Here is a 26,392-nt window from a genome sequence, read left to right on the forward strand (position 1 = left end):
TCCGTTTCATCGGCTGCTAGGCTAGGTTGTCGTAGCTCAGGAGATTTTTGGGCAACGTCGCCTCGTAGGCATCGAAGTCGTAGTATGGCCATGTGATCGGCGGCGTGGGCTTCAGGTTTTCGATGCGCAGCAGGGTCAGAAGATGCATCCCGCGAATGGCATCGATGTGATGGTTCGTTTCGACCTGATGGATACCCGCCATCACACAGACCGCGTAAAGCGACTCCCAGATCACAGAGTACTCCAGAAACAGGACCAAAAGCGCAGGTGGCGGCAGCACTGGATTATGGAAAAAATTCGAAGTCGCCAGCGCGGGTATGCGGTCTTCGAGCAGGGCAATGATGCTTGCCAGTTCTACGCCTTCCGTAGTGCTGCCGTCCCGGTTGTGAACCGGCCCCCGCAGCTCAGAACGCAGGGTGTCGGTCACCGTCTCGAATTGCAGTTGATAATATCGCTCTGCGCTAAAGAAGAGAGGGCCTTCCATCATGGCCCTGGCAAGAACCACCTTCTGCAAATAATTGTCGGTCCCGATGAGTTGCTCGCGCAGTGGTGCCTGTGTATCCGTTCTGAGGTCACGGATATAGCGCAGGCGTTTCAGTTTTTGCCGGATGCGTTCGGGCTGTCTCAGTGTAATGAATTCCAGAGTGGTCTCTGACATGTCGGCGATCCTCACGTGTCGGAAAAGAAGTGCTCAGTTTGCTGTACCGGGTCTCGGTATCGCGATGCGGCCCGGATCGTCGGAGCGGATTGCAACTGTCTCTTGCGTCGGTGCGACGCTTTGCAAGAGGGCGATGGTGAGCAGAATGCCAACGACACTCCAATACGATCGCTGGCCAAAACCAACCCTGCGCCTACGCTGTCGTGTCGGCGGATGTACCAATTGCGGGTGGGTCCAAAAGACGGTGGCCGGGTGTGCGGGCCAGGGAGAAATACTATTCGGGGGGCGTCTATCTCGCATTGAAATAACCTCTTACAAAATATTGCCGAACCCATGCGGTGGGTTCTGCATCACAGATCAACGGTCCTGATTCGTGGTATTGTGCACGCCTGGAGGGAATTGATTCGGGAACCCCTTCGGGAAAAAATCGTGAATCCATGGCTCATCACTGAGCAGACTGAAGGTCGTATGAACGGATTTCTGTTGGAACATGGCATTAGGCTCAATTTACTTGGGCCCTTCGAATTGCGCTGCGGCGATCAGTTCCTATCCGTTTCAGCCCGTAAAGACCGTGGATTGCTGGGTCTCCTCGCCCTTTCCGCCGACAAGTGCATGCTGCGTAACCAACTCGCGGGAGTTCTTTGGAGCGAGAGTAGCGAACTACGTGCCCGTGACAGCCTGAAACAAGCGCTGCGTCGGCTCAAGTTGTTGTCCGAAGAGGCTGGTATCTGCCTCATCGAGGCAGATCGACAATCGGTACGGCTCGGACCCGATTTGTCTGTCGATGTATTCGATCTTTTGGATGCTGCGGATGACCTTTCAGAGGATGTTTTACAGCTGCGCCGTGGTCCTTTTCTGGAACGCTTGCAGATATCTGATCCGCTTTTTCGAGACTGGATTCTCGCTGAACGCGCGCGACTTGATGCCGTCTTTGCAGGTCTGGCTTTGCGCCTTATGCGCCGCGGGGAGGCCACCAGGCACTCCAGCGCGATGTCCTATGCGGCACGCCGCCTGCTTTCGGTCGACCCGTTCAACGAAGAGGCGGTGCGGACACTCATGCACGGGCACGTCGAACGAGGTGAGCGAAGCCAGGCGTTGCGATGCTACGAGGCGGCGCGCGAACTGCTTGCTGAAAACCTCGGAATAGAACCCGAGAAAGAGACGACCGAGATTGCAGATCGGATTAGATCGGCTGACACAGTTGGGACAAAAGATGCCGTCGCGCTTCCAACCGGCACAACAATGATAGCCGTTCTGCCATTCGCCACCCTGGGGGGCGATCCAACGCAAGATTACTTTGCGGATGGGTTGACCGAAGACATCATTACGGATCTGGGCAAGGTTCGTGACATCGGTGTTACAGCACGCAGCGTGGCATTCGCACTCAAGAACAGAAGCGTTTGCACCATCGAGGTCGCGAGAAGTCTGGGAGCAAGCCATATCCTACAGGGCAGCGTCCGGCAGGACGGACAATCGGTGCGTGTCACCGCCCGGCTCGTTGACGGAGGATCAGGGGATCAAATCTGGGCCGACCGCTTCGACCATCCGTTGACCGACATCTTCCTGTTGCAAGACCTGCTCGCACGCCGCGTCGTTAAAGCCCTGCGCGGTGCCCTGTTTCCGGACACCGATGCAGAGTTCAAAAGAGGTACAAAGGATGTTGAAGCCTACAAACTCTTCCTGAAAGCCCGTTCCTTTTACCTCCGTGGTCTCGATCACCGCAGCCTTGGAACTGCAAAGCTCCTGCTGACGCAGGCGGTTGAACGTGATCCCAAATATGCAGAGGCGTTTGCACTTCTGGCTCTGTGCGAGTTCTATCTATCCATCAGATCAATCGGTGGAGGGGGCGATCCCGGGTTTTCGCGCTGCAGCGAATTGGCGCGCAAGGCTTATGGATTGGATGATGAGTTGGCGGAGGTCAGGGCCGCCGTGGGCCTCGGGCACTACGCCAAAGGCAACTATGGCGCAGCCGAACGAGAACTGGCGATCGCGGCGCAGATGGATCCAGATCTCTATGAGCCGCCGTTTTTCCTGGCCCGGAACCACCGCGTTCGCGGCGACCGTGCCCAGGCGGCGCGCCTTTATGCGCAAGCGGCATCTTTGCGCTCAGAGGATTATCGCTCTTCAGGTCTTCTTGCCGAAGAGCTGCGCGCAATGGGCCGTCATGATGAGGCGACCGAGGCTCTGCGCGAGGCGGGACGCCGGCTCGAAGCGGCGGTAGAACGACACCCTGACAACACCGACGCCCTCGCGTTTGGGGCATCTGTCTACGCTGAGCTTGGTCGGATTGATCAGGCCCGAGAGTGGTGTCGTTGGGCCATGATCCTTGGCGATGACGATGGCCTGGTACAATTTAACTACAATCTTGCCCGCGCATTTGTGTTTATGGGCCAAGCCGACGAAGCGATAGAACGTTTGGCCCGTCTCTCAAAAACCTCAAGCCTTGTGCGGCGGCGCTTGATCGCTTGGATTGCAACGGATTTGGATTTTGCGATTTTGCGCGAAAGTCAGGCTTTCAAGGCGCTCATGGAGGAGTTCGATGGGTGCGAACTATAGGCCGTAGTTGGATGTAAATTGGCTTGCGGGGTTGGGTCTGACCATTTCATCGCAGTTTTGCTCAAGCCCCTTCAAGGTGCGGGGCCCTGAGCAGGCTGATGTTGGCGCGTTCAGGCATTTGGCGCTACAGACTTTGGAGAGGTTTATTCGCTTGTCTGGATTCAATCCGACCATGGTTTCTGCAACTTAGCTGTGTCTCAGGAAATTTCTATCAGGACAGATTTGGGTTTGGTCGCAATGATTGCGGGTCAATGTAGTGCGCATCACCGAGCAGATTTACCCTTCCCGAAAGGCTTTCGTGAAGTAGTCGGTGAGGGGTTTTGCGAGATAGCTTAGGGGAGAGCGCTCGGAGGTTTTGATGAACGCATCCACAGGCATGCCGGGGAGGAGAACCTGCCCTCCCAGCTTTTCCATTTCACCCTGAACAGGGATCAGTTCCGCCTGATAATAGGACATGCCCGTGGTCTCGTCGGTAAAGATATCGGCGGAGAGCTTGGTGACCCGCCCGGTTATCTCAGGCGTCAAACGTTGATCAAAGGCGGCAAAACGCAAGGTGGCGGCCTGTCCCACATGAACCTGATCCACGTGAATTGGATCTACGCGGGCGGAAACCACCATCGGCTGATCCTGCGGGATGATGTACATGATCGGTTCAGCGGGAGAAACAACTGATTGCAGGGCGAAAACCCTTGACCCGTAGATGACGCCGCTCACGGGCGCGCGCAGGTCCATGCGCGACAACGTGTCCTTGGTGCTGAGCCTGCGCTGGACCAGTTCCACTTCCTGGAATTGCAAATCCCGCAGTGTCGTGATTGCCTCTTCGCGCAGTCGCGTTGTCAAGGCGATCCGTTCGATATTGAGAGCGGCGATCTGCCCCCGTAGTTGTGCGACATTGGCCGTTACGTTGCCAATCTCCCCCAAAAGACGCGCCTGTTCCCGTTGCAGCGCCGAAACACGCGAGGCTTGGGCAAGCCCCTTTTCCAGTAGCGACTGTGCATCCCGCAATTCCGTTTCGATCAACGCTTCCTGGGTTTCGAGTGCCGCGAGCTGGGCAGTAGCCCCCAGGATCTGGTTCTCGGCCTGGGCAATTTGTTCGGCGATCTGTTCTGAACTCTGTTCAAGCGAGGCGGCACGCGCACCAAAAAGTCTGGTCTGTCCGTCGATCAATGCCTGGACCGCCGGATCCCGCGCGGCTTCTTCGCGCAGGTCATCGGAGATCGGAAGACCATCCAGACCGTCGCGTTCCGCCTGCAAGCGGGCCTTGCGGGCCAGGATTTCGAAAAGCTGCCCTTCGATGATGGCAAGTTCCGAGCGCAGTTGCGTGTCATCAAACTGCAGCACAACGTCGCCAGCGGATACCACGTCACCATCTTTCACGAGCAGCGCACCAACAACACCGCCCTGCGGGTGTTGCAGTACCTGACGGTTGGATTCCACCTGGATCATTCCAGAGGCGATCACGGCACCCGCGATCCGCGCCTGAACACTCCAAACACCCAAAACACCCACGAGAACCATCAAGGCAGCCATCCCGATCAACAACGGGCCTGTTGCTTTCCATCTACGGGCTTTACGTCGTGTCTTGCTCATGATGACTTCGCCTGGGTGAGCGATTGCTTGATCGTTTCCACATTGCTCACCATCGATTTGAGGACTTCGTCACGCGCGCCATCTGCCTTGATCTGACCGCCTTCGATGACCAGCAACCGGTCGCATTCGGAAATGGCTGAGGGGCGGTGGGTCATGATCACCACAGCGCGACCTCTGGCTTTGAAGTCACGTACTGCCGAATTCAGGGCGATTGAGCCATCATTGTCCAATGCAGAATTTGGCTCATCCAAGATGAGCAGAACGGGGTCTCCGTAGAACGCCCGCGCCAGAGCGATGCGTTGGCGTTGCCCACCCGACAGTTGTCCGTCATCGCCATGGACAATTGTTTTGTACCCATCGGGGAGTGAAAGGATCATCTCGTGCGCATTGGCACGCTTGGCGGCTTCAACCACCTTTGCATCATCCGGCTGTGTCGACATGCGCGCAATATTCTCAGCGATCGTACCGGAAAAGAGCACGACATTCTGCGGCAGGTAGCCGATGTAAGAGCCCAAAGCATCAGGGTCATATTGATCCAGCGTTGCGCCGCCAAACCGAACCTCTCCTGCGGTGATCCGTGTGAGGCCCAAGAGGGTTTTTGCAAGTGTTGTCTTGCCTGATCCGCTTTTGCCGATCACGCCGAGAGCTTCCCCTTCGCCCAGATAAAAGGATACCGCCTTTAAAGTGGGAAATTTTGCACCAGCTGCCATCACGGAAACCCCGGCAACGGAGATGTTGGCATGGGGTTGCGGGAGCGCATGAGCCTCACGCAGTTCCGGCGTTTTTTCCAGCAATTGAGCCAAGGAGTACCACGCCGCGCGCGCCTGCTGGACCATGTTCCATTGTCCTAGCGCCTGCTGGACCGGGGCAAGGGCGCGTCCCATCAGGATCGAGCTGGCAATCATCGCACCGGCGGTCACTTCGCCCTGCAATACCAGATAGGCTCCCAACGCCAGCATCGCCGATTGCAGAAACAGCGTGAAGGACTTCGAAATTGCGGTGAAAATGCCCGTCCAGTCGCTGGCGCGCATGGAGGTTTCAAGCGATGCGTCCCGAAGGTCATGCCAACGGTCTGCGACCGACGCACTCATGCCCTGCGCGCGCACGACTTCTGCCGCGCGGCGCGCTTGTTCGGCGAAGCTTTGGGCGCGTTGCGAAACGACTTGTGCTTCCAGCGTTTTGGATTTCGTCAGCCAATTGTTCAGCAACGTGATGATCGCCAGTGTCGCGCTACCGACAACCGCCAGCCACCCCAACCAGGGATGAAAGATGAAAATCGCTGCAAGGAAGACAGGGGTCCAGGGAATATCGAAAAGCGCGATCACCACCGGCGAGGCGAAGAGCGTCCGAACCGTTTCGAGGTCCCGTAACCCACTGGCGGGGGCCGCCCTTTCGGACGGGACCACTGCGCGCCTGAGAATGGCCTCAAACACCCGATCATCCATTTGAGACTGAAACCGCGCGCCAAACCGCGCCAGCACCCGGCCGCGCGCATAATCAAGAACCATCATCAAAGCGAAGAGTACTGCGACCAAAAGAAAAAGCGCGACAAGCGTCTCTTCCGAACGAGACCCCAAAACCCGGTCGTACACCTGAAGCATGAAAAGAGGCCCGGTCAGCATCAGAAGGTTCACAAAGATGCTGAACCCAAACACCGCCCACAAAAGCCAAGCGCCAGCCCGCCGCGCGCGGCGCAGCTCCTGAAGACCAGGTTGAGTTCTGTCGGTCACCCTTCAACACCTTGAAAATGAGCGGAAAAAATAATTCTCAATCCTCCATGAACGGATATATTTAGAGTACCAGTTCAGCGTCTGCTCGACTTATTTCGAGAGTCGGCATTTGTTTCATGTCACACATTCGCTTCCATTGAACCTGCGCAAAGATAGTTGAAGCCCATTTGGTAAACCACCGATTGCACTAGAAGGCCACCCAACCGGCGGTCGTTAGTTGAGGTGAATTTTCCGAACAGTAAGAAATGTGATGCCGATACTCTAGGGCGAATTTTTGATGCCCGCGCATCAAATTTAGCGCTAAGCCTTGGATCGTTCGGCAGCACGAGATTTCGCTAAAGTGCCAGAAGCACACTCGGATGTTGCGATTTTCTTTCGAGTGTTTCGCCACCGGTTGGAGGCCAAAGCTGTGGCCAGATGCGTTACCTCAACGGGCGATCAAAAGACCATTCAAGGGCAACAGACTGCCGCTCCGGGCGCCTGTGCTAAGCCCGGTCTTTCCATCAGGCAAATCGCCCAGGAGTTGTAAGTCACTTGATATAAGGAAAAAAATCTGCTGTTTAGGAGTGTTAACTGTTGGGAATGCTGTCAATTATGTTCGAGTCTATTGTTCAAGAAGTTCTTATTGTCTGCCTGTTGATTTCCATTTCTTTGGCTGGGCGGGCTGCTCTCATCATGGCGGGGCAGCGATGGGTTGGGACCTTCGCGCATACCGCCACGCTTACCACATTGCCGATTATTACGTTTGTGATCACCAAGGTCATTTCCGGTAATATCGCCTTGTCGCTGGGCATGATCGGCGCTTTGTCTATCGTTCGTTTCAGAAATCCGGTGAAATCGCCCTTTGAGCTTTCCGTCTATTTTGCAGCGATCACCATGGGGATTGCCGCATCGGTTTCAGTCAAGTGGCTCGTCTTTTTTGTTGCCGCCATGGGACTGGCACTCGTGGTGATGGTGGTTGCGAGCATCCTTGCTCCGCGCATTCTCGGACGGCCCTATTTTGAGACGTCTTTTAGCGAGGGCAATCGCCTGAGTACGCTGGAGGTTGAGGCCAGTGCCGCTTTGCATGCTCTTCAGGATAGCGAAGATCTGATTTCCGAAGTGCGCCGCGACGGCGCCTATTCCTACATTCTTGCATCTAACAAGTTTACGGTCCTCCAAGGCGATTTGCGAAAATTAGAGGGCAATCCGTCTGTCATCGAAGCGCGCTTAAACAAGTGATGCTGGGACGACCGTTCAAAAGAGTTATCATCTGGGCCTTGTGCTTCTGCGGCTTTGCCACCGCGTCGATGGCAGCTTGCGATTTTGCGACCTACGCTTACCGCGATGAACTTGCCAATCCTGCTCAGATCGAGAGCATTGATGTCGAGATTCGCAAAAGCAGGAAATGGTTCAAGAATAGTATCTCGATCCTTGCGACCGACAAGATCACCATAGGAGATGAATTCAAGCGTAAGGTGGATGCGACCCTGCTGGTCCGTTATCCGTTTGGAAACTGCAGCTACAAAGCACGGGTCCGGCAGAGCGGTGACATCAAGGACCACATAAATTTGCTGCCCGGCGGCAATATCATCTCCAGTCTCGATGTCCGGCTTCGGGAAGGGAATGTCCTGAACGCTACGCGGTTCAAACTGCTACTGCCGCACACGCGCATGGGTGTGAATGAGGTTTTGGGCACGTTGATCTTGCGCGAACTTGGGTTCATCGCGCCGGAGACATTCATGGTTCCTGCGTCGATCAATGGAATTTCGGTTCAATTGCTGTTTCAGGAAAACGCTCAGAAAGAACTTTTGGAACGGAACAACCGCCGCGAAGGTCCGATTTTTGAAGGGGATGAAGACCTGACGTGGGATGTCGACGGGTTTGACAATCTGGAGCTGGAAAGTGTCTCTCTGGCCCGTTTGACCAATGGGAAATGGGCCGAGAAGGGCGAGATTTCGACGCAGATCTCGCTGGAGGCTTTCAAACGGCTGCAAGCTGCTTTCCTAGCTTACGCGGACGATGTCGAATTCAGGTACTATGGCATGCAGTTGGCGCCAAACCCAAACGCTGAAGATCACGTATTCGAAACATATGCGATCGCCTTGCTGGCGATGACCGGTCGGCACGCATTGCGGCCCCACAACCGCAAGTTTTACTTCAATAGTTTCACGCAGACCTTTGAACCGATCTACTATGATGGCAATCTTGAGTTTCTCAATGAGCTAAAACCCTTCGAGCGTCTTGGTGAGGCCAAGTCGCTGGAGTTCTTTCTCAAACATGCATCCCCAGAAGCCATTGAGGAAATGGCGACACGAGTTGAGGCGTTGCAAAACGATGATGCATTCAAGGAGGCCTTTTTCAAGCGGGCAAGGATGGAGAGAGAGGCCGCAGATGCCATGATGAACCAAAGCCTTGAAGCGATGCTCTCGGGAATTGCCACCCTTCGGGAGATGCAGCGTCCATATGCGCAGGACACTGATCAGAAAGTGGTTCTTGCCTTTGCGGAAAAACGTCAAAGACTGGCAGATCGTGCGGCCGATTTCGGATTTAACTACCGCTATTTTGATCTCGAAGGACGCACCGAAACTGGGGATTACATCGGGCAACGGGTATCGGCATCTGGGGAGGCTGAGAGGGTCTCGCTGTCGTCTACTGAGTTGATCGATCTGATCAGCGACAATGAATTCGAAGATGATCGGCTGCTGCTCTTGTCTGAGCCAGATCAGGCAATCGAGGACGAGTACCGAATACTGCCGTTTTTGAGTGGGGAACTGGTTCTTTCGACCGGTGCCAAGGTTGATCTCGACCTTGCAGCAAGCAAAATGATTGTCACGCAAACCGAAGCTGATGACTGGGTTCTTGTGCGCGGTGTGCATCTTCAAGGCTGGACGATCGAATTCGATGGGAATGCGCAAAGCACGGCGATACTCAGCACACAGCGATTTAACAAGTTTGGGCTGACCGGATGTCTGAATTTCTTTGATGTGACTTTCGATGCGAGTACGGTTTCCGGCGCGGGGGGGCAGTGCGAAGACAGTGTCAACATCGTCTCGTCCAAGGGAGTCCTCACCAGCCTGACGGTAGAGGATGGCTTCGCCGACGCGATCGATATTGATTTTTCTGAGATCTCGATTGGTAACCTCAAGGTGACGCGCACGGGCAATGATTGCTTTGATGTGTCTTCGGGCAAATTCGAAATTACCTCGGCTGTTCTCGAGGACTGTGGCGATAAAGGTATTTCGGTCGGGGAAAATTCTCAGTTTGAAGCGGATGACGTTGTCATCGACACAGCCGCGATAGGCGTATCATCAAAAGACTTTTCCCGTTCTCATGTTGTTCGCTTCGTGGGTAAGGAAATCCCGATCTGTGCTGAGGCGTTCCAGAAAAAGCAGGAATATGGCGGTGGGACGCTGAAACTGGATGCCTACGATTGCGAGGGGGATGTCAACGTGGATGCATTTTCAGACATCGCTGTTAACGAACTCACGCAATGAGCTTTCGGAAAGAACGCAAATTTCGGTTGACCTCAAGCGATGCAAAGAAGTTCAGAGCGCTTCTTTTGGGGCGAGGAATGTCATTGCTGCATCCCAATCGCAAGATTGCCAGCCAATATTTTGATACCCGGGATCTTCAAGCCTTTCGCGACTCCGAAGAAGGCGTATTGCCACGGTTCAAAATCAGGGTTCGCTGGTACAATGATGATCAATCGAGTCTGTCGCTGGAGCGAAAAACGTCTTCCGTCGAAGGGCGTTTCAAAACGACCAAGGCAGTTAAAGCGGAAGAATTCGCTAATTTCATAAGAAATGGCATCGTGGATCAGTCTTATGGAAACCTAATTCCCTCAGTTTGCATCGAATACCGGCGATCCTACTTCAATTACGAAGACCTTAGAATAACCTTCGATAGCGATATTCGATACCGCTACAGTGGCAGCGCTAGGCAGTTCCGCGATCTGGAGGAGGTGGTTGAGATCAAGGCACCCTTCGAGGTGCCGGACAATTATCTTGAAACCATCGTGCCGGTGCCTTCGTCCCGGTTTTCAAAGTATGCGCGATCTTTCCTGCACCGAGAAAACGCGATCTGACAACCGTTCCCTGGATTCTCCAAAAGTGAGCATCGAGCAATCCTGGCCACCCGAATTTGCGTGATCGGGAAAACTAGCCTGAATTGCCCATGTGGACGATCAGATTGAGGCCGCTTGCGCGATCACGATGTTCAATGAGATGTAGCCGATCAGGAAAACCAGCAGCGCGGCGATGTCAAAACGCCGTTGCAACTGGGCTTCGCCGGTCACCTCGCCAATTTTCAGCGTCATCGTAGAGGTCAGGACCGCGAGGAAAATAGTCACCAATGAAGCACCTGTCACGAAATCGGTTAAGCCGACAGTGCCGGTTTTGGGGATAAGGCGCGAGACCACATAGGTGCTTGCGATCGCTGCGAAGAAGGCACCGATACTGACCGAAAAGCGAGGCCCGGTATGTGCGGGGCCAATAAGAAATGACAAAAGGCAAATGGCCACGGAGGCAAATGTTCCGAGAAACATCTTGATGTAGAGCGCCCAACCGGGCTCTTTTATGGCGATCCCGTAGACGAGCTGCGAGTAGGTCGCCTGGTAGCCTTCTGCGAGGCGCGGGTCGCCTCTTCTGGTTTTGTAGGAATGCGGTTTCTGGACGATTGTGCTGTCGTAGATTTCGTAGCCCGGAATCTTAACTCGGGAACTGACCGCGCTGCCGCTGACATCGGGCACAAAGATCATTTTCCCAATCTGGTTTTGCGCGTCTTCGATGCGAAGCGCCAGCAAATGGTCATCCCGCGGAAACCTGGCAACATTGAAAAACTTGGAGATGCGTGCCGTGACACGATAGAGTTCGTAACGTGTCACGCTATCGTCATAGCGCGTCTTGAGTTCCTTTTTGAGAATCTCGCCATCTATGACGTGGAAATTTTGCCCGGGCGAGATTTCGCGATCTGACCATCGAAACCATAGGTAGAAATCAACGGTCCAATTGGTATCCGGCATCGACAGACGTGGGATACGGTCCACGTAAATACCTGTTTCGACGGAGATTTGCTCGGAATGATCGATGCCGTCCAGTGCGCGCGCATCAACGCCCGTGCGGCCGGTTTCATCAGCCGTCGGGTCAAGCCGGGCACGGTGTTCCTGCTGTGCGTTGCTTTTGCTCGTCTGGAGCATATCGGCCATGAAATACATGGCTGAAATATAGCCGGTGGATACTGTAAACAACCAAGCGATCAGGAGGGGTTTCAACATCATCAAACGCTCGCAATATCCAAGTGCCAATGCAGCTTTCTGACGGTTTAGCCTAAACCTCTGGTTGCAGTTGTCCAACCATTTGTCGACCCCGCTGTGATCCTTTGCGAAGGCCGGACCCCATGCGCCGCATTCCAGATCGTTTCAAAAGAGGGGCGCCGGGTCACCTTGGGGCGCGAATTCATTTGCAAGAACAGAATTCCCTTTCTAGGCTTGTTTTACAAAACTGTTACAAAGCAGATGGTTCTGGGAGGGATTACATGACTTCATTAAAGACACTGTGCGGTGCATCCGCGCTTGCACTGGTTGCCGCAGCCGGTGCCGCGCAAGCGGATAAGCTGACATTCTATTGTTCCGCGCAAGAGGACTGGTGCCAGTTGATGGCCAACAGTTTTCAGGATGCCACGGGCATAGACGTGGCAATGACGCGCAAATCGTCAGGCGAAACCTTTGCGCAAATCAAGGCGGAGAGCGCCAACCCAAAGGGCGATGTCTGGTGGGGCGGCACGGGTGACCCGCATCTTCAGGCCGCTGAGGAAGGGCTGACCGCGGAATACCTGTCACCAATGCGGGACCAACTGCATCCTTGGGCGATCTCACAGGCCGAAAGTGCCGGTAACAAAACCATTGGGATTTATTCCGGCGCCTTGGGTTACGGCTACAACGCTGATTTGCTGGCGGCGAACAACCTACCGGAACCAGCCTGCTGGAAGGATCTGCTCAAGCCTGAATATAAAGGCCATGTTCAGATGGCGAACCCCAATTCGTCCGGTACGGCCTATACAACATTGGCCACGATGATGCAGCTCTTTGGAGAAGACGAAGGCTTTGATTTCATGAAAGGCCTGCATACCAACGTCAACCAATACACGAAATCCGGATCCGCCCCCATCAAAGCGGCCGGACGCGGCGAGAACACCATTGGCATCGTGTTCATGCATGACGCTGTCAAACAGGCTGTGTCGGGCTTCCCGGTCAAGGTCGTGGCACCCTGTGAGGGGACAGGCTATGAGATCGGGTCCATGTCGATCATCGACGGTGCGCGTAACATGGACGAAGCTAAAAAGTTCTATGATTGGGCGCTAAGTGCCGAAGCGCAAAACCTCGCGCTGCAGGTTAATGCGTTCCAGGTGCCGTCGAACAAGGGCGCTGAAACTTCCGCCTCTGCGCCTGATATGTCCCAGATCACCTTGATTGACTACGATTTCAAGAAATACGGGTCGTCCGATGAGCGCAAACGCCTGCTGAAGAAGTGGGATGATGAGGTGTCAGTTCTGCCGCAATAAACATGCGCCAGCTGGCATCTGAGAAAACAACTCATCCGGTCCTGATCTTCTGGATCATCGCCGGATGGGTCGGTTTCTTCCTCCTCCCGTGGTACGGGGTGGAGGAATTTTTTGCGTTTGAATGGCTGCTAGATGGCTACCCGTTTGACACGGATTACGCACCTGCGGCGTTTCTGATCGGCCAGGGCGAAAAGCTGTGGCTTGCGCCAATGTTTGTGGCGCTTCTAGCCCCGCTCTGGGTGATCAAAAAGCGAAAAACCGATCCTCTTTATGCCAAAGTACTGATCCTTGCAGGGGCTTTCGGCTTTGGGTGGTTGATTGTTCAGGGCTTCAGCATTGGTATCCGCGGCTGGAACTTCGACTGGGCCGAAGCGGTTTTTGGCGATTTGGGCGACCGTCAGTTCGGGATGGGATATGGCGCGCTGATCTGTGCCTCGGCTTTTCTGTTTCTATTTACGCAAGGCATTGCTGCGCGCGGCGCGATCAATGGCGACGTCTTTGTTGTCAGTGCGATCGGCGGCGTGATCGTAATTGTCACCGCATTTGTTTTCTTCCCGATCGCCAAGATGTTGACAGCCGCATTCATCACGGAAGAGGGCGGCTATTCCGCCAGCGTCTTTGCTGCCAAGTTCTTTGATGACCGTCTTTGGGGGTTGGGGTGCCTCTCGGGCGGGCGCTGTGGCGTGGCGTGGAATTCGCTTTTCCTTGCGGTGCTTGTCGGGCTGATCACAACGGTGCTGGGCCTCATTTTCGCATTGGTGGTGACCCGGTCGGGCTTTCGCTATAAACGCGCCTTGCGGGCGCTCACGGTCCTGCCGATCATCACGCCCCCCTTCGTGATCGGCCTCGCGCTTATTCTGCTCTTCGGGCTGTCGGGGTCCGTCACCGTGTTTTTCTCCGACGTTTTTGGCATTCAGCCGACGCGGTGGCTTTACGGTCTGCCGGGGGTGCTCATCGCCCAGACGCTGGCGTTCACACCCATCGCGTTTCTGGTGCTCATCGGTGTGGTCGAAGGTGTTTCGCCGTCAATGGAAGAGGCGGCGCAAACGCTGCGTGCCAGCAAGTGGCAGGTCTTCAAAACTGTCTCCTTGCCGTTGATGCGCCCGGGGCTGGCCAATGCCTTTCTACTCGGTTTCATCGAAAGCATGGCCGATTTCGGCAACCCTCTGGTGCTGGGCGGAAACTTCGATGTGCTCTCGACGGAGATCTTTTTTGCCATCGTTGGCGCACAATATGATCAGGGCAAGGCGGCCGTTCTGGCGATGGTGCTGCTGTGTTTCACACTGGGTGCGTTTTATGCGCAACGTTTCTGGTTGGGCAAAAAGAGCTACACAACCGTTTCCGGCAAGGGTGATAGCGGGGTGCATCCCCATATGCCGCGGGCCTTGTCCTTGCCGGTTCTCGCGCTTGCCATGATCTGGGCAGGCTTTACTGCTGTCGTCTACCTGATGATCTTCTATGGCTCGGTTGTAGAGCTTTGGGGTGTCAATAACACGCTCACATTCAAACACTACATCACCGCATTTTCGTTCCGTCTGGAGGAGGGCGGCATCCGCTGGTCGGGCGCCGCTTGGGACAGTTTCTGGACGACCCTGAAAATCGCCGCGATCGCCGCACCGCTCACGGCCATCGTCGGCCTGATCACCGCCTATCTGCTGACGCGCCAGACATTCGCAGGCAAAAACGCATTCGAATTTGGCACCATGCTCAGCTTTGCCATTCCCGGCACGGTGATCGGTGTCAGCTACATTCTGGCCTTCAATGTTCCGCCGATTGAGATCACCGGAACCGGCATCATTCTTGTGGTCAGCTTCATCTTCCGCAACATGCCTGTCGGTGTAAGGGCGGGCATCGCTTCCATGTCGCAATTGGACAAATCGCTCGACGAGTCGTCCCTGACGCTGGGGGCAAATTCCTGGGAGACCTTCCGCCGGATTATCCTGCCGCTTCTGCGACCGGCGATCCTGGCCGCGTTGGTCTATAGCTTTGTGCGTGCGATGACGGCCATTTCAGCAGTGATTTTTCTGGTCTCGGCGGAATATGACATGGCGACCAGCTACATCATCGGGCGGGTGGAGAATAACGACTACGGGCTGGCGATTGCCTATTCCACAACCCTGATCTTCGTGATGCTCAGCGTCGTGGCCCTCATGCAGGTGATTGTCGGACGCACGGAAATCGGGCGACGCATGACCCAATCGCGCACCAATGTATAAGGACGCACGGATATGAGTATCAATTCCAAAGCCGCGCCGGTCAGTTTTCGCAGCGTCACCAAAATCTATGGCAAAGACGTTGTGGCCGTCGATGATATCAATCTCGAGATCGAAGCGGGTAAGCTGGTGACTCTGCTGGGCCCGTCAGGCTGCGGCAAAACAACAACCCTGCGTATGATTGCCGGTCTGGAAATGGCATCGAAGGGCTCCATTCATATTGGGGATCGCGACGTGACCCTGTTGCCTGCGACCGATCGCGATGTGTCGATGGTGTTTCAGTCCTACGCGCTCTTTCCGCACATGACGGTGATGGAGAATGTCTCCTACGGGCTGGGGTTCTCCGGGTTTGACAAATCGGAAACGCGCGACCGGGCCGCCCAGGGGCTCGATCTGGTGGGATTGAAGGGATATGGGGACCGGCTGCCTTCCGAGCTTTCGGGGGGGCAACAGCAACGTGTCGCCGTGGCCCGCGCATTGGTGCTGGAGCCTCAGGTGTTGCTTTTTGACGAACCGCTTTCCAATCTGGATGCCAAACTGCGGCGTCAGGTGCGCGAAGAGATCCGCGAAATCCAGCAGAATCTCGGATTGACGGTCGTCTATGTTACCCACGATCAGGAAGAGGCCCTGGCGGTGTCTGACGAGATTGTCGTTATGCGCAACGCAGGTATCGCGCAGATCGGGACACCTCGGCAATTATATGACGCACCGGCAGATCGGTTTGTCGCAGACTTTATCGGTGAGGCGAATATCATCCCGTGCGAAATCACAAATGTCACCGGAGAAACCGCAAGTATCCGCGTTGACGATTTCCTCCATACATTGCCCGCGCGCGGATTGGGGCAGGGGGCTGCCATGCTGGCTGTGCGCCCCACGCGTTTGAAATTGGGCGCAGAGGCGGGCATGCACATGGAAATTTCAAAAGCGACATATGTCGGCAGTCGTATGGAATATACGTTGAATGCTGGATTTGGACAGATTTTTGCCGTTAGCGAAAATGTGGATGCACCGTTGGGTGTTGGGGAAAGCGTGATCGTGGGGCTGGATGCGATTGGCCCGGTCTTGTTGCCAGCTGTCTAACCTTTGGAATAGGACGCTGCTTGGTTTCAATTGGTTCTACACCTGCCTCGATTTGCAACGTTAGCTCAGTAACTTTGCAAATCCCAAACTCCCGACAGTTTGCCATCTGCGAGGCAAGTCAACAGATACACCGCCTAGCTTTGATAAGCTGCATCAGCAATTCGCACCAGATCTTTGAAAACGCCCCTGCTTCCCACGACGACGCGCCCCCCCGTTTGCCATCATGTCATCCGCGCTTTGCTCTTCAATGCACCCTCCGGCTTCCGCGACAAGCAGTTGCCCGGCAAGACAGTCCCAGGCGTTCATATGCTCTTCGACATAACCGATTAACCGCCCCGCAGCCACATAGGCCAGCGAGAGAGCGCCAGAGGCGTTCCGATGAAAGATGCCGCCTTCGGTCAGAACGGAATCGATCAACCGGACAGAGCCCGATTTGCTGATCCGATTAGAAAAGCCAGTACCAATACTGCCGCGCGTCATTTCCGTATCTGTGGGGCAAACCAGTCTCTCATCATTCAACCAGGCGCCTGCGCCGCGGATCGCCAGATACATTTCCTCATGGATCGGATCACAGGTAACGCCAATCTGGGTTTGATCGTCCTTTACCACGGCGATGACCACTGTCCATGCCGGGATGGCTGAGATGAAATTCGTTGTGCCATCAATCGGATCGATTACCCAAGTGTAGCCCGATCTGGAAGGTTTGGGTGCGTCTTCCTCCCCTACAATACCATCCGCAGGAAAGGCTTCCTCGATCATCTTGCGGACATGGACCTCAACGGCTTTATCGGCCTCGGACACAAAATCCTGAGGTCCCTTATCCTCGATGACCAAGCTGCCCAGCCGCCGAAAATAATCGAGCGCAAGCGCCCCGCCGCTTCTTGCAATATCGACTGCCGCTTCGTTGCGATTATCCATGAAACCACCTTGCTCTTAAATCAATGAAGACCCTTACCTCGCAGGTGTCGCGAAGTCTGTCCAGCCGCTTCAAATCCGTGCTCCCACGCTGCCATTCAGGACATTAGCTCCATGGGCTGCCAGGTTGCGCGTGGTCTCCGATCCAACGTTGAAAATGAAAAAAAGCACCCACCGCCATTGGGTTGGTCATGCTTCCTGTCAATCTCGCGCCCGCTCAGAGCGCAATACAATAGAGTTCCGGCAGCGCCGTGTCCGACGAGAAGGAGGTCACCTGTGATGGGGCCCTCCAAAACCGCATTTACCTCATCAACAATGCGCTGCTGTGCGTGGTTTGCTGTTTCCCATCCAAGAATACTTTGTGCCGGATTGTTGAAAAAACGGTCGGCCACGGCCTCGAACGTATCTGACGGTAAGAATCCCGTCGCGCTCCGGTCATTTTCGTGCATCCGTGGACGCACCTCAACTGTCAGACCCAAAGCGGCAGCCAATGGCCGTGCAGTCTCGACCGCCTTGGTTTCTGCGCTGCTGACAACACGGGTGGTGCCGGTCAGAACATCACGCTCTGCCAGCTGGTGCACCCTTTGAAGGCCCAACTCGTTGAGGGACCATTTGTCGATGTCCTTGTGCGGTTCAATCAAGACCTGCGGGTGGGAGAGATAGCGCACTGTAAAATCCATACCGCACGCTACCGCGCCGTGAGTCGGTGGCAAGATAGAATTGTGGGTTTATGTGAACTGGCGCCCATTTGATGCACGCGACTGCGGCCTGTTCTGGCGGGTTCGCCCCGGTCTCGATAATAAGGCGTCGGATGGGATACACATTGCTGTTCAAACCCGTACTATGGCTTCATCGAGCGACGGATGGTGCATCGCACATCCCTTTGGAGGTTTGAAAGTTGGCTAAGAAACAAGGCGCAAGTGGTGCCCCCACGGGACCCGATGAGCAGGAACTGGCACGTCAGTATGTCGAATTCCTTGGGAGGTGCAAAACGGGCGTAGAGGTCTGCGATTTCATTCATGAAGAGGCGCTCGCGCAGGGCTTTCTCGAAAAGGGACAGGCGCATGACAAAGGCGCGCTACGACTGTCCTTGCGGTTCAATGATCGGTGCGGTGTGCTTTTCTCCATCTCTGATTTCTCGAAAATCGGCGATGGTTTGAAAATACTTGGCTCCCACGTGGACAGCCCGCGCCTTGACCTGAAACCTGCGCCGCCCGAGGAGAAATTTGGGGTGGGCACGTTACAAACCCGGTACTATGGCGGTATCAAAAAGCACCATTGGGTGGGTATCCCGCTCGAGCTGCACGGTCGGGGGCGATCAAAGTCGGGTGCGCGTTTTGCGGTAAAGATCGGTCGACAGGCGGATGATCCGGTGTTCACCATCAGTGATCTGGCGCCTCATCTGGGGCATCAACCGGATGGCGGGGCGACCAACAGCTCGCAAATCTCTGCGGAACATCTCAACGTGATCGCCGGTTTGGCCGATCCCGACACGCCGAAGGACAAGAAATCTTTTGCGGAAGGGATGCTGGCGGCATTGGGCCTGGAAGCCGGTGACTTTGTCACAGGCGAATTCGAGGCGGTGCCGGCCATGCAACCGCGGTTTGTCGGTTTTGAAAAGAAAATGATCGGTGCCTATGGCCATGACAATCGCGCCTGCACGTTCGCCTCACTCAAGGCTTTTCTGGAGATGCAGAAAGCGGGTCAGAACTGTGCGTTCATTTTCACCGACCGCGAGGAGGTGGGATCGCAGGGTGTTCATGGTGCAGATTCCAACATCCTTGAGCGGTTCCTTTTCGAGGTGTTTGAAGCCTTTGATGAAAAAGATTATTTCCTGCTGCGCAAAGCCATTTCGAATTCCGTGATGCTGAGCGGCGATGTGAATGTGGCGCTTGATCCGTCCTGGCCGGGACCAACAGACGAGCGCAACAGCGGGCATTTGGGCAAGGGCGTTTGTATCGCAAAATACACCGGATCGCGGGGGAAGCGCATGGCCAGCGAGGCCGATAGCTCGCTGGTCAGTCAGATGCGCAATATCATGATCGAGGATAAATTGCCGTGGCAGCCTGGGGAACTGGGTAAAGTTGATTTTGGAGGCGGTGGTACCGTGGCAATGCATTTTGCGCGCCAAGGGGTTCAGGTCTTTGACATGGGGCCGCCAATCCTCAGCATGCACAGCCCTTACGAGGTCATGGCGGTGGCCGATCTGCAAACCACTTATCTGGCGTATAAAGCATTTCTGGAACGTTTTGTGATCGAAGATCCCGTGACCTAAGAGATTGGCGCGACCACGTTTCGAGTTGACACCAAGAAAGATGGCAAATGAATCTGCATGAGTTTCTGGATAAATCCGTAACCCCCTATCATTCCACACGGGCTGTGTGCGACTGGTTGGAATCCGCCGGGTTCTCTGAAGTTGCGAATTCCGCGGAACAGGCACCTGGTCGGTATTTCACCGTACGTGGGGGCAAAACGGTCTTCGCCTGGGTTGTGCCAGACAACCGGGATGCAGATGCATTCCATATTGTCTCTGCGCATACGGATTTTCCGTCGCTGAAAATCAAATCAGAGGGGTATTTCTCGAAAATGGGGTGCCATTTTCTGGCCGTTCATCCCTATGACGGGCCAAATTTGGCAAGCTGGATGGATCGTGATCTGGGTATCGCTGGTCTGGCCTATTTCAAAGAGGAAAATTCGGTTGCAGCAAAGCTCATCCATTCAACGTTGAAGTGCCGAACCCTCGGAGTGCCGACCCATATGAAGGCGGGCAAGGCGGAACCAAATGCGCAGACAGACCTCCACTGCCTGTTCGATACCGGCGACGCGTTGACCCCCGAAGCTTTCTGGGAAACCCTGCTCGCGGGCACTGGCCAGCAGGGCGTGCCGCTGGAGCATGATTTGTTTCTCTACGACACGGCAAAGTCATCGACGGTTGGGAAAGACGACGCGTTTGTGAGCGGCGCACGATTGGACAATCTGATTTCCTGCTTTGCCGCGATTTCAGCGCTAACGTCTCGGGATTGGGCCGGTGGCACGTGCATACCGGTCGTGGCGCTTTTCGACGCTGAGGAGATTGGCAGCGGCACATGGCTTGGCGCCAAATCACCGCTTTTTGAAAAGGTTCTCGCGGGAATTGGCGGCGATAACCTTGATGAGATGATAGGTAAGTCGGCGCAGATATCACTGGATGTGGCGCACGCTCTTCACCCGCTTTCACCGGAACTGTTTGACAGCCAGGAGTCGCCGATCTCGGGGTCCGGTCCCGTGGCAAAATACGGGATACGGGGCAATTATTCTTATAATGCGCATCTGATGGCGCATCTGAAGATGCTGGCGGGTGAGCGTGGCATCAACATGCAGAGTTTCACCTACCGTGCGGATCGTGGGCAGGGCGGATCGTTGGGCCCGCATTCGTCGACGGCGCTTGCTGTGCGGTCTGTCGATATCGGCGTGCCGATCTTCGCGATGCATTCGGTCAGAGAAGCCTGCGCACGTGCTGATATTGATGCGTCAACCTCGCTGCTTTCAGCGTTTTTTGAAACGCCATGCCCGTTCGATAACAATCAGTCAGACTGAATGACGGTCTGTCGATCAGGTCAAACGCGACCCATCTGCAAATGAATGAGCCTGCTCCCTTTCAGGAGCAGGCTCACAGGGTTCAAGGAACCGGTCTTTGCTGCTGTATCTAGCGCTCCAGGGCGCCGACACCGGAGAAGCGGAAGGCTTCTTTTTCCAGGTTGTCGATTTCTTCGATGCTCATGTTGTCATGGGCGACGGTGATACGGCCCAGGAACACCAGCGGTAACTCCTCTTGGCGTCCTTCAAGGTGAGCCTTGATGGCCTCTGCCGTTGCCGCACCGACGTCATCGCCCATCCGCATGGGCGTCGCGTCAAGCTCCCCACGGCGAATGGCATCAAGCTCAAGGCCGGTGCCGCCCCATCCGGTGGAGAAAATCTCTTTCTCTTTGCCAATGGACAGCTGTGCCTCGACCGATCCCATAGACATGGCGGTGTTGGCGTTGTGGATGACTTTCGCTTCCGGATAGGCCTGCAAGATCAATTGCGTCCCCTCAAAGCCGCCTTCGCGCTGATACTCACCGTAGTGTTCGTAAACAACGTTCCAGTTCCCTTTTTCCGCAACACAATCCTTGAAATCACCCGACCGCTGGTTGTCGGTGATCCCGGGGATACCCCGGTTCATGGCGTAGGTCACATCCTTGCCCAGACGTTCAACCATGTAGTCACAGATCTTGAGGGCCCCGTAGGCAGATGAGAAATCAAACCAACCGGCAGGTTGCGTTTTGAGATACTTCAGCGGTGTGTGAAAAGCCCAGACAAAGGTTGTCAGATCAGGATTGGCTGAAAGCTTGTCAATGTTGTCGGCCTGGGTTGCAAGTTCGGAGGGGCCGAAGATCACGAAGTCATAAAGATCAGCATCCTGATCCACCTGGCTTGCATAGGTTGCCTGTAATGAGTGCTCGACCTGACGAGAGGCGAATTCGCGGGTTTCATACTTGATGCCCAGTTGGTCCAGCCGCTTGGTAAGTGCAAGATAGTTCCGTGCCCAAAAATCGGATACATCCGCTGAAGGGTAGATCAGCGCGATCTGGATCGGATTTTCCTGCGTGCCGCTGTAGGGGATCGCAGCTTCACCAGTAGCGGCTTGCAGCGCTTCGAGGGCACCGTCCTGATTGACCTCGCCGGGCAGCCAGTGATCCCTGTCAGCAATGCCGGGCAGCTCCTTGAGCGGCAAATCTGCCGCGCCGGCTGCCAGCGCCGTTGTGGTGGCAAGCAGTGCTGCGACCAACGGTGTTTTGAATGTTGTCATTTAAGTTCCTCCCAGAAGTGAGCGATAGCCGCTCGATGAATGATTTAGCCGCTTGGGTTGGCCGGGCCGCCCAAGATCAGACTAATGATGCTGAGCACGATCAGGGCCCCCATGATCCAAACCGTCATTTTCAGCAGCTTGCGATTGTCAGGGTTGCTGAGCGCGGCGGCCAAGCCGCCTGAGCCATCGCGATCTTTTTTCTGCAGCCAGGTGTAAAGCGCTACCGACAAGATGATGACGACGCCTGACGCCACGGATTGCCAGAAGAATTCAATGCGCAGGGTGACAAGCGCGTTGATCATCATCGACAGCAGCAAGACACCGGCCAGCGAGCCGACAATCGAGGCGCGCCCCCCGAACAGGGATGTCCCTCCCACGACGACGGCGGCGATGACATGCAGGTTGAAATAGGGGGCGGATGTCGCCTGAATGGCATTCAGCTTACCGGTAAGCATGATACCGGCCAACGCGGCCATCGTTCCCATCAGCACATAGGCATAGACCCGGTGCCGGTCGACCGCGATGCCTGTCATTTCGCTCGCCTCAGGGTTGGAGCCGATAGAGATGGTATACCGTCCGAAATGAGTGGATTTCAGCATGAAGTAGCCAATTGCCAACGTAATGAGGCCAATGACGACAGGTGTCGGCAGGAAGACCAGAGACTGGCCACGCCCGATCTCTGTGATCAGATCGGGGAACCGCGCAAGAACAAGCCCCTTGGCAATGACAAGTGCAAAGCCTCGATAGACCAAATCCATTGCAAGGGTGCCAATGAGGTCGGGTACCTTGAACTTGGTGATGACCAATCCATTGATCAAACCCATCAAAGCACCGAGGCACAAGGCGATCAGCGCTGCCGACCAGGCCGGGAAACCATATTGCTTGATCAGAAAGGCCATAATGATGGACGAAAGCGCGGCAACCGATCCGATAGACAAATCGATACCGCGTTGTGTGATGACAAATGTCATTGCCATTGCCATGGGCATATAGAGCGCTGCATCGAGCAGTATCTGCGTCATGTTCGAGACACGGAAATAGCGCGCAGGCTCTGCCACGCCCATGAACAGGATGATCGCGAGGATCATCGCCATAGGCCCAAGAAAGCTGATGTAGGGTTCGATCTTTTCCGAAAAACTCGGCTGTTCGATCGCGGTTTCGCTGGATGCCATTGGTTCTGCCCCTATGCTGCGGTCTTGGTGCCAACAATCATGCCCAGCACTTCTTCGTTGGTGGTTTCTGAGGTTTTGACGACGCCCGCGCATTGGCCCCGGCGCTGGACATGGATGCGGTCGGATACTTCAAACACATCATCCAGTGAGTGGGAAATGACGATGATCGCGAGACCCTGCGCCTTCAGCACCTTGATCAATTCAAGCGTGCGCGCCGTTTCCTGCGGCCCCAAGGCGGCAGTGGGTTCATCCATGACCAGCACGCGCAAATCGTCATGTCGCACCGCGCGCGCAATGGCGACAGCTTGACGTTGCCCGCCCGAGAGGCTCTCGGTCGCAACATCCATGCTTTTGAGCTGAACACCCAACCGATCCTTCAGAACGCGGGTGGCTTCCTCTTTCATGCGTCGATTGTCGAGCGCGGTAAAACCGGCAACAGACTTCGTTAGCTCGGCGCCCAGAAACAGGTTTTCGGCCGGCGTCAGGTGGTCGGCGATAGCCAAATTCTGGTAAACTGCGTCAATGCCATTCTCGATTGCATCGGAATGGCTGGCCATCTGGAAGGGTTTGTCGTCGAGCTTGATTGAGCCTTCCGTGGGCTGGTAGACCCCGGTTAGGACTTTGATGAGGGTGGATTTTCCTGCACCGTTGTCGCCAACGATGGCCAAGACCTCACCGGGATAGGCGTCTAGATCGACGTTATCCAGTGCAACGACGCCGCCAAATCGCTTTACGATTCCTCGCATTGCAATGATGGGTTTTTGTGATGCCATTCTTTCCCCCTCTGGCGCCATCTGATGTTCATCCAGATATGATCCGCATCTGTGTGGCAAGAGACCCTCTAGGGACCTGCTGCCCATGCGCAATTTCTGGATGCCCTCCGTTGAACGCAGAATACGTTACCGATAACATCTGTCAAGTGTTATCGATAACATAATCGTGCCACTGGTGATGAAATTCTCGAACATCCCTAAAAACCCTGTGTAAGCAAATCAGCGATTTCAACTATCTAACGAAGCTCACGCGATTCCATGGCCCATAAATAACAGCAGCTTAGGTGGATTCTGGAGGTATCAATGTCGGTTTTCAGCCTGATCTGTCTAGGCGGGATTAACCGTGTGATTTTTTATGTAATGTGATTAGATGATCCGGGAGATTGAGTTTTGAGATCAGATGTCGCGGGATAAGAGTACCTATAAGGAGACCTTTAATCGTGCTCTCGATCTGATCGCAAAAAATGGCGTAGGGGCCACTCTGCCAACAGAATCTGAGCTTTCACAAAGGTGGGGAACAAGTCGCACGACCGTGCGAGCCGTGTTGACACAACTAAACACCGCAGGCGTCATTTCTTGGTTGGGGCGCAAAAAGGTGGTCCTGCGCAAACCGTTGAAACGGGATTTTTTCCCGGCGGAAGAAACGACCTCGACCAGTGAACGGGTCCAGAGCAAATTCATGGAATACGTGCTCGGAGGCAACTTGAAACCGGGAACTCTTGTGCGGGAATCCGATCTGGTGCGCGCATTTGGTGCCAGTACATCCGTGGTCCGTGAGCTACTAATCCGGTTTTCACGATTTGGGCTGATCGAGAAGAAACCAAACCGGGCTTGGGTGTTGCGCGGCTTCACCCGTGAATTTGCTGCAGAGCTTTTTGACGTGCGAGAGATGTTCGAACGCAGGGCGTTCGAGGGGTTTCTGAAAGCCGGGTCTCAGAGCGCGGGTCATCAGGCGTTGCGCGCGCTGGAACCAGAACACCGTCGGATCATGGCGCATATCGATACAGCCTACCGCGATTTCCCGCGGTTGGATGAGCAATTTCACCGGGTTTGGGTGGACCAGTTGGGCAATCGCTTCGCGGATGATTTCTTTGGCCTCGTGTCGGTTGTGTTCCATTACCACTATCGCTGGAACAAAAAGGGTGAACGAGAGCGAAATTACTATGCCGCTCAACAGCATCTGGCCGTCATTGAGGCCGTCGCAAAGGGGAATTTCTCCGAGGCGCAGTTGAGATTCGACGAACATCTTGAACACGCACGTTCAACATTGATGAAATCAGTTCAATGGGATCAACCGGCCTGAGCTTCGCGCCAGCTCGTTCACCGCTCACACGTATTTTTAAGCTGATTTGAAGAAAGTCGTTGAGATGTTTCCGGCGATATTAACGGCTTTTCACATAGTGGTGGGTAACTTGTCGCTTGGGACGCTGCGGCTGACGTCGCTGCGATGGTGAAAATACGATTGGGGTGTATTGGGACAATGAAATTCCTTCTTCTTCAAATGAGTTTGATTGCGGTGGTGCTGATGGGATGCGGGGAAACGGTCCCGGTAAATCAGTCGCCTCGTATTCTTGCGATGGGCGATTCCATGATGGCCTGGCACGCCGGGAGCGATAGCGGCATTTCCGACAACGTGGAGCAAATACTCAACGAGCCGGTGATTGATCGCTCCGTTGTCGGGGCCAGAATGATCTACAATCTTCCCATTACCGGGGCGATGGGGCTGAATATTGCCAAGCAGTATGCGCCCGGGAACTGGGATTGGATCATCATTAACGGCGGTGGCAATGACCTATGGCTCGGCTGTGGGTGCAGCCGCTGTGATCGTCGTATGAATAAGATGATCAGTGAGAACGGGCGTAATGGCGAAATCGCCAATCTCGTAAGCAGTCTGCGGAGAACCGGCGCGCAAGTGATATACGTAGGGTATCTGCGAAGCCCCGGTGTCGGGTCGATCATCGAACATTGCCGGGATGAGGGCAATGAGTTGGAACGCAGGATTTCGCGGATGGCCCAGGCCGATGGCGGAGTGCATTTTGTTTCGCTGCGGGATCTCGTGCCATATGGTGACAGATCCTTTCACTCGGGCGATCGGATTCACCCGTCGCAAAAAGCAAGCCGCGAAATTGCCAAACGCATTGTTGGCGTGATCGAGCGGTGACAAAACCCATCATACAGGTCGGCCCGGATCTGCTAGTTGGCATTGCCGGGTTCGGCCCGTATCTTTCGATAATCCAATATTAGCGCCGCGTGGTGTTGTCCGACTTCCCCCCCCGCGGCACCATCGATGTAGTCGAAGACCATCCACGGCAGGCGCCTGCGGGCGAGGCGGCGGGC

The 26,392-nt window shown here is 55.1% G+C and carries 20 protein-coding genes; 11 read left to right on the top strand and 9 right to left on the bottom strand.

Annotation, left to right across the window (positions count from 1 at the left end; translation table 11 throughout):
- Positions 1 to 16: 16 nt before the first annotated feature.
- Positions 17 to 658 (bottom strand): hypothetical protein, encoded by a 642-nt coding sequence (locus tag Q0802_RS17920; RefSeq protein ID WP_298920796.1) that lies wholly within the window; start codon positions 656 to 658, stop codon positions 17 to 19.
- A gap of 429 nt (positions 659 to 1,087) precedes the next feature.
- Between Q0802_RS17920 and Q0802_RS17925 the strand changes: the two genes are divergently transcribed.
- Entirely contained in the window at positions 1,088 to 3,214 is a 2,127-nt protein-coding gene (locus Q0802_RS17925) for a BTAD domain-containing putative transcriptional regulator (protein WP_298920798.1), read from the top strand.
- 276 nt (positions 3,215 to 3,490) lie between these two features.
- On the opposite strand, the gene Q0802_RS17930 is transcribed toward Q0802_RS17925, so the two are convergent.
- Positions 3,491 to 4,804: an HlyD family type I secretion periplasmic adaptor subunit gene (locus tag Q0802_RS17930; protein ID WP_298920800.1), complete on the bottom strand. Its 1,314-nt coding sequence runs from the start codon at positions 4,802 to 4,804 to the stop codon at positions 3,491 to 3,493.
- Positions 4,801 to 6,534 (bottom strand): type I secretion system permease/ATPase, encoded by a 1,734-nt coding sequence (locus tag Q0802_RS17935; RefSeq protein ID WP_298920802.1) that lies wholly within the window; start codon positions 6,532 to 6,534, stop codon positions 4,801 to 4,803. The genes Q0802_RS17930 and Q0802_RS17935 overlap by 4 nt, the downstream gene beginning before the upstream one ends.
- 582 nt (positions 6,535 to 7,116) lie before the next feature.
- Here Q0802_RS17935 and Q0802_RS17940 point away from each other — a divergent pair.
- The 3 genes from Q0802_RS17940 to Q0802_RS17950 are packed head-to-tail and all read left to right on the top strand — an operon-like array spanning position 7,117 to position 10,600.
- Positions 7,117 to 7,755: a DUF4956 domain-containing protein gene (locus tag Q0802_RS17940; RefSeq protein WP_298920854.1), complete on the top strand. Its 639-nt coding sequence runs from the start codon at positions 7,117 to 7,119 to the stop codon at positions 7,753 to 7,755.
- Positions 7,755 to 10,010 (top strand): hypothetical protein, encoded by a 2,256-nt coding sequence (locus Q0802_RS17945; protein WP_298920805.1) that lies wholly within the window; start codon positions 7,755 to 7,757, stop codon positions 10,008 to 10,010. Before Q0802_RS17940 ends, Q0802_RS17945 begins: the two co-directional genes overlap by 1 nt.
- On the top strand, positions 10,007 to 10,600 hold the full coding sequence (locus Q0802_RS17950; protein ID WP_298920808.1) for a polyphosphate polymerase domain-containing protein: 594 nt from the start codon (positions 10,007 to 10,009) through the stop codon (positions 10,598 to 10,600). Before Q0802_RS17945 ends, Q0802_RS17950 begins: the two co-directional genes overlap by 4 nt.
- A gap of 99 nt (positions 10,601 to 10,699) precedes the next feature.
- Here Q0802_RS17950 and Q0802_RS17955 read toward each other — a convergent pair whose 3' ends face one another.
- Positions 10,700 to 11,791, bottom strand: coding sequence for a hypothetical protein (locus Q0802_RS17955; RefSeq protein ID WP_298920810.1), 1,092 nt, complete (start codon positions 11,789 to 11,791; stop codon positions 10,700 to 10,702).
- A gap of 257 nt (positions 11,792 to 12,048) precedes the next feature.
- On the opposite strand from Q0802_RS17955, the gene Q0802_RS17960 reads away from it, so the two are divergent.
- Genes Q0802_RS17960 through Q0802_RS17970 form a run of 3 tightly spaced genes read left to right on the top strand, consistent with a single transcriptional unit; the run spans position 12,049 to position 16,367 of the window.
- Complete coding sequence (locus Q0802_RS17960; RefSeq protein ID WP_298920812.1) at positions 12,049 to 13,074, top strand: ABC transporter substrate-binding protein; 1,026 nt, start codon at positions 12,049 to 12,051, stop codon at positions 13,072 to 13,074.
- A 2-nt stretch (positions 13,075 to 13,076) separates the two neighbouring features.
- Positions 13,077 to 15,290, top strand: coding sequence for an iron ABC transporter permease (locus Q0802_RS17965; RefSeq protein ID WP_298920813.1), 2,214 nt, complete (start codon positions 13,077 to 13,079; stop codon positions 15,288 to 15,290).
- Between the two features lie 12 nt (positions 15,291 to 15,302).
- Entirely contained in the window at positions 15,303 to 16,367 is a 1,065-nt protein-coding gene (locus Q0802_RS17970; protein WP_298920814.1) for an ABC transporter ATP-binding protein, read from the top strand.
- A 153-nt stretch (positions 16,368 to 16,520) separates the two neighbouring features.
- On the opposite strand, the gene Q0802_RS17975 is transcribed toward Q0802_RS17970, so the two are convergent.
- Positions 16,521 to 17,285 carry an inositol monophosphatase gene (locus Q0802_RS17975; protein WP_298920815.1) on the bottom strand — a complete coding sequence of 255 codons (765 nt, stop codon included), beginning with the start codon at positions 17,283 to 17,285 and terminating at the stop codon, positions 16,521 to 16,523.
- A gap of 95 nt (positions 17,286 to 17,380) precedes the next feature.
- Positions 17,381 to 17,950: a histidine phosphatase family protein gene (locus Q0802_RS17980; RefSeq protein WP_298920816.1), complete on the bottom strand. Its 570-nt coding sequence runs from the start codon at positions 17,948 to 17,950 to the stop codon at positions 17,381 to 17,383.
- Positions 17,951 to 18,180: 230 nt separating this feature from the next.
- On the opposite strand from Q0802_RS17980, the gene Q0802_RS17985 reads away from it, so the two are divergent.
- Complete coding sequence (locus Q0802_RS17985) at positions 18,181 to 19,557, top strand: M20/M25/M40 family metallo-hydrolase (protein WP_298920820.1); 1,377 nt, start codon at positions 18,181 to 18,183, stop codon at positions 19,555 to 19,557.
- 47 nt (positions 19,558 to 19,604) lie between these two features.
- Positions 19,605 to 20,858, top strand: coding sequence for a hypothetical protein (locus Q0802_RS17990; RefSeq protein WP_298920822.1), 1,254 nt, complete (start codon positions 19,605 to 19,607; stop codon positions 20,856 to 20,858).
- A gap of 109 nt (positions 20,859 to 20,967) precedes the next feature.
- Here Q0802_RS17990 and Q0802_RS17995 read toward each other — a convergent pair whose 3' ends face one another.
- Genes Q0802_RS17995 through Q0802_RS18005 form a run of 3 tightly spaced genes read right to left on the bottom strand, consistent with a single transcriptional unit; the run spans position 20,968 to position 24,055 of the window.
- Positions 20,968 to 22,110: a substrate-binding domain-containing protein gene (locus Q0802_RS17995; protein WP_298920824.1), complete on the bottom strand. Its 1,143-nt coding sequence runs from the start codon at positions 22,108 to 22,110 to the stop codon at positions 20,968 to 20,970.
- Between the two features lie 44 nt (positions 22,111 to 22,154).
- Positions 22,155 to 23,282, bottom strand: coding sequence for an ABC transporter permease (locus tag Q0802_RS18000; protein WP_298920826.1), 1,128 nt, complete (start codon positions 23,280 to 23,282; stop codon positions 22,155 to 22,157).
- 11 nt (positions 23,283 to 23,293) lie between these two features.
- On the bottom strand, positions 23,294 to 24,055 hold the full coding sequence (locus tag Q0802_RS18005; RefSeq protein WP_298920827.1) for an ATP-binding cassette domain-containing protein: 762 nt from the start codon (positions 24,053 to 24,055) through the stop codon (positions 23,294 to 23,296).
- A 400-nt stretch (positions 24,056 to 24,455) separates the two neighbouring features.
- On the opposite strand from Q0802_RS18005, the gene Q0802_RS18010 reads away from it, so the two are divergent.
- Positions 24,456 to 25,358 carry a GntR family transcriptional regulator gene (locus Q0802_RS18010; RefSeq protein ID WP_298920829.1) on the top strand — a complete coding sequence of 301 codons (903 nt, stop codon included), beginning with the start codon at positions 24,456 to 24,458 and terminating at the stop codon, positions 25,356 to 25,358.
- A gap of 177 nt (positions 25,359 to 25,535) precedes the next feature.
- Positions 25,536 to 26,216: an SGNH/GDSL hydrolase family protein gene (locus tag Q0802_RS18015; RefSeq protein WP_298920831.1), complete on the top strand. Its 681-nt coding sequence runs from the start codon at positions 25,536 to 25,538 to the stop codon at positions 26,214 to 26,216.
- The last annotated feature ends 176 nt before the right edge of the window (positions 26,217 to 26,392 follow it).

Origin of the sequence: uncultured Roseobacter sp. (assembly GCF_947495275.1) — a bacterium.
Taxonomy (GTDB): domain Bacteria; phylum Pseudomonadota; class Alphaproteobacteria; order Rhodobacterales; family Rhodobacteraceae; genus Roseobacter.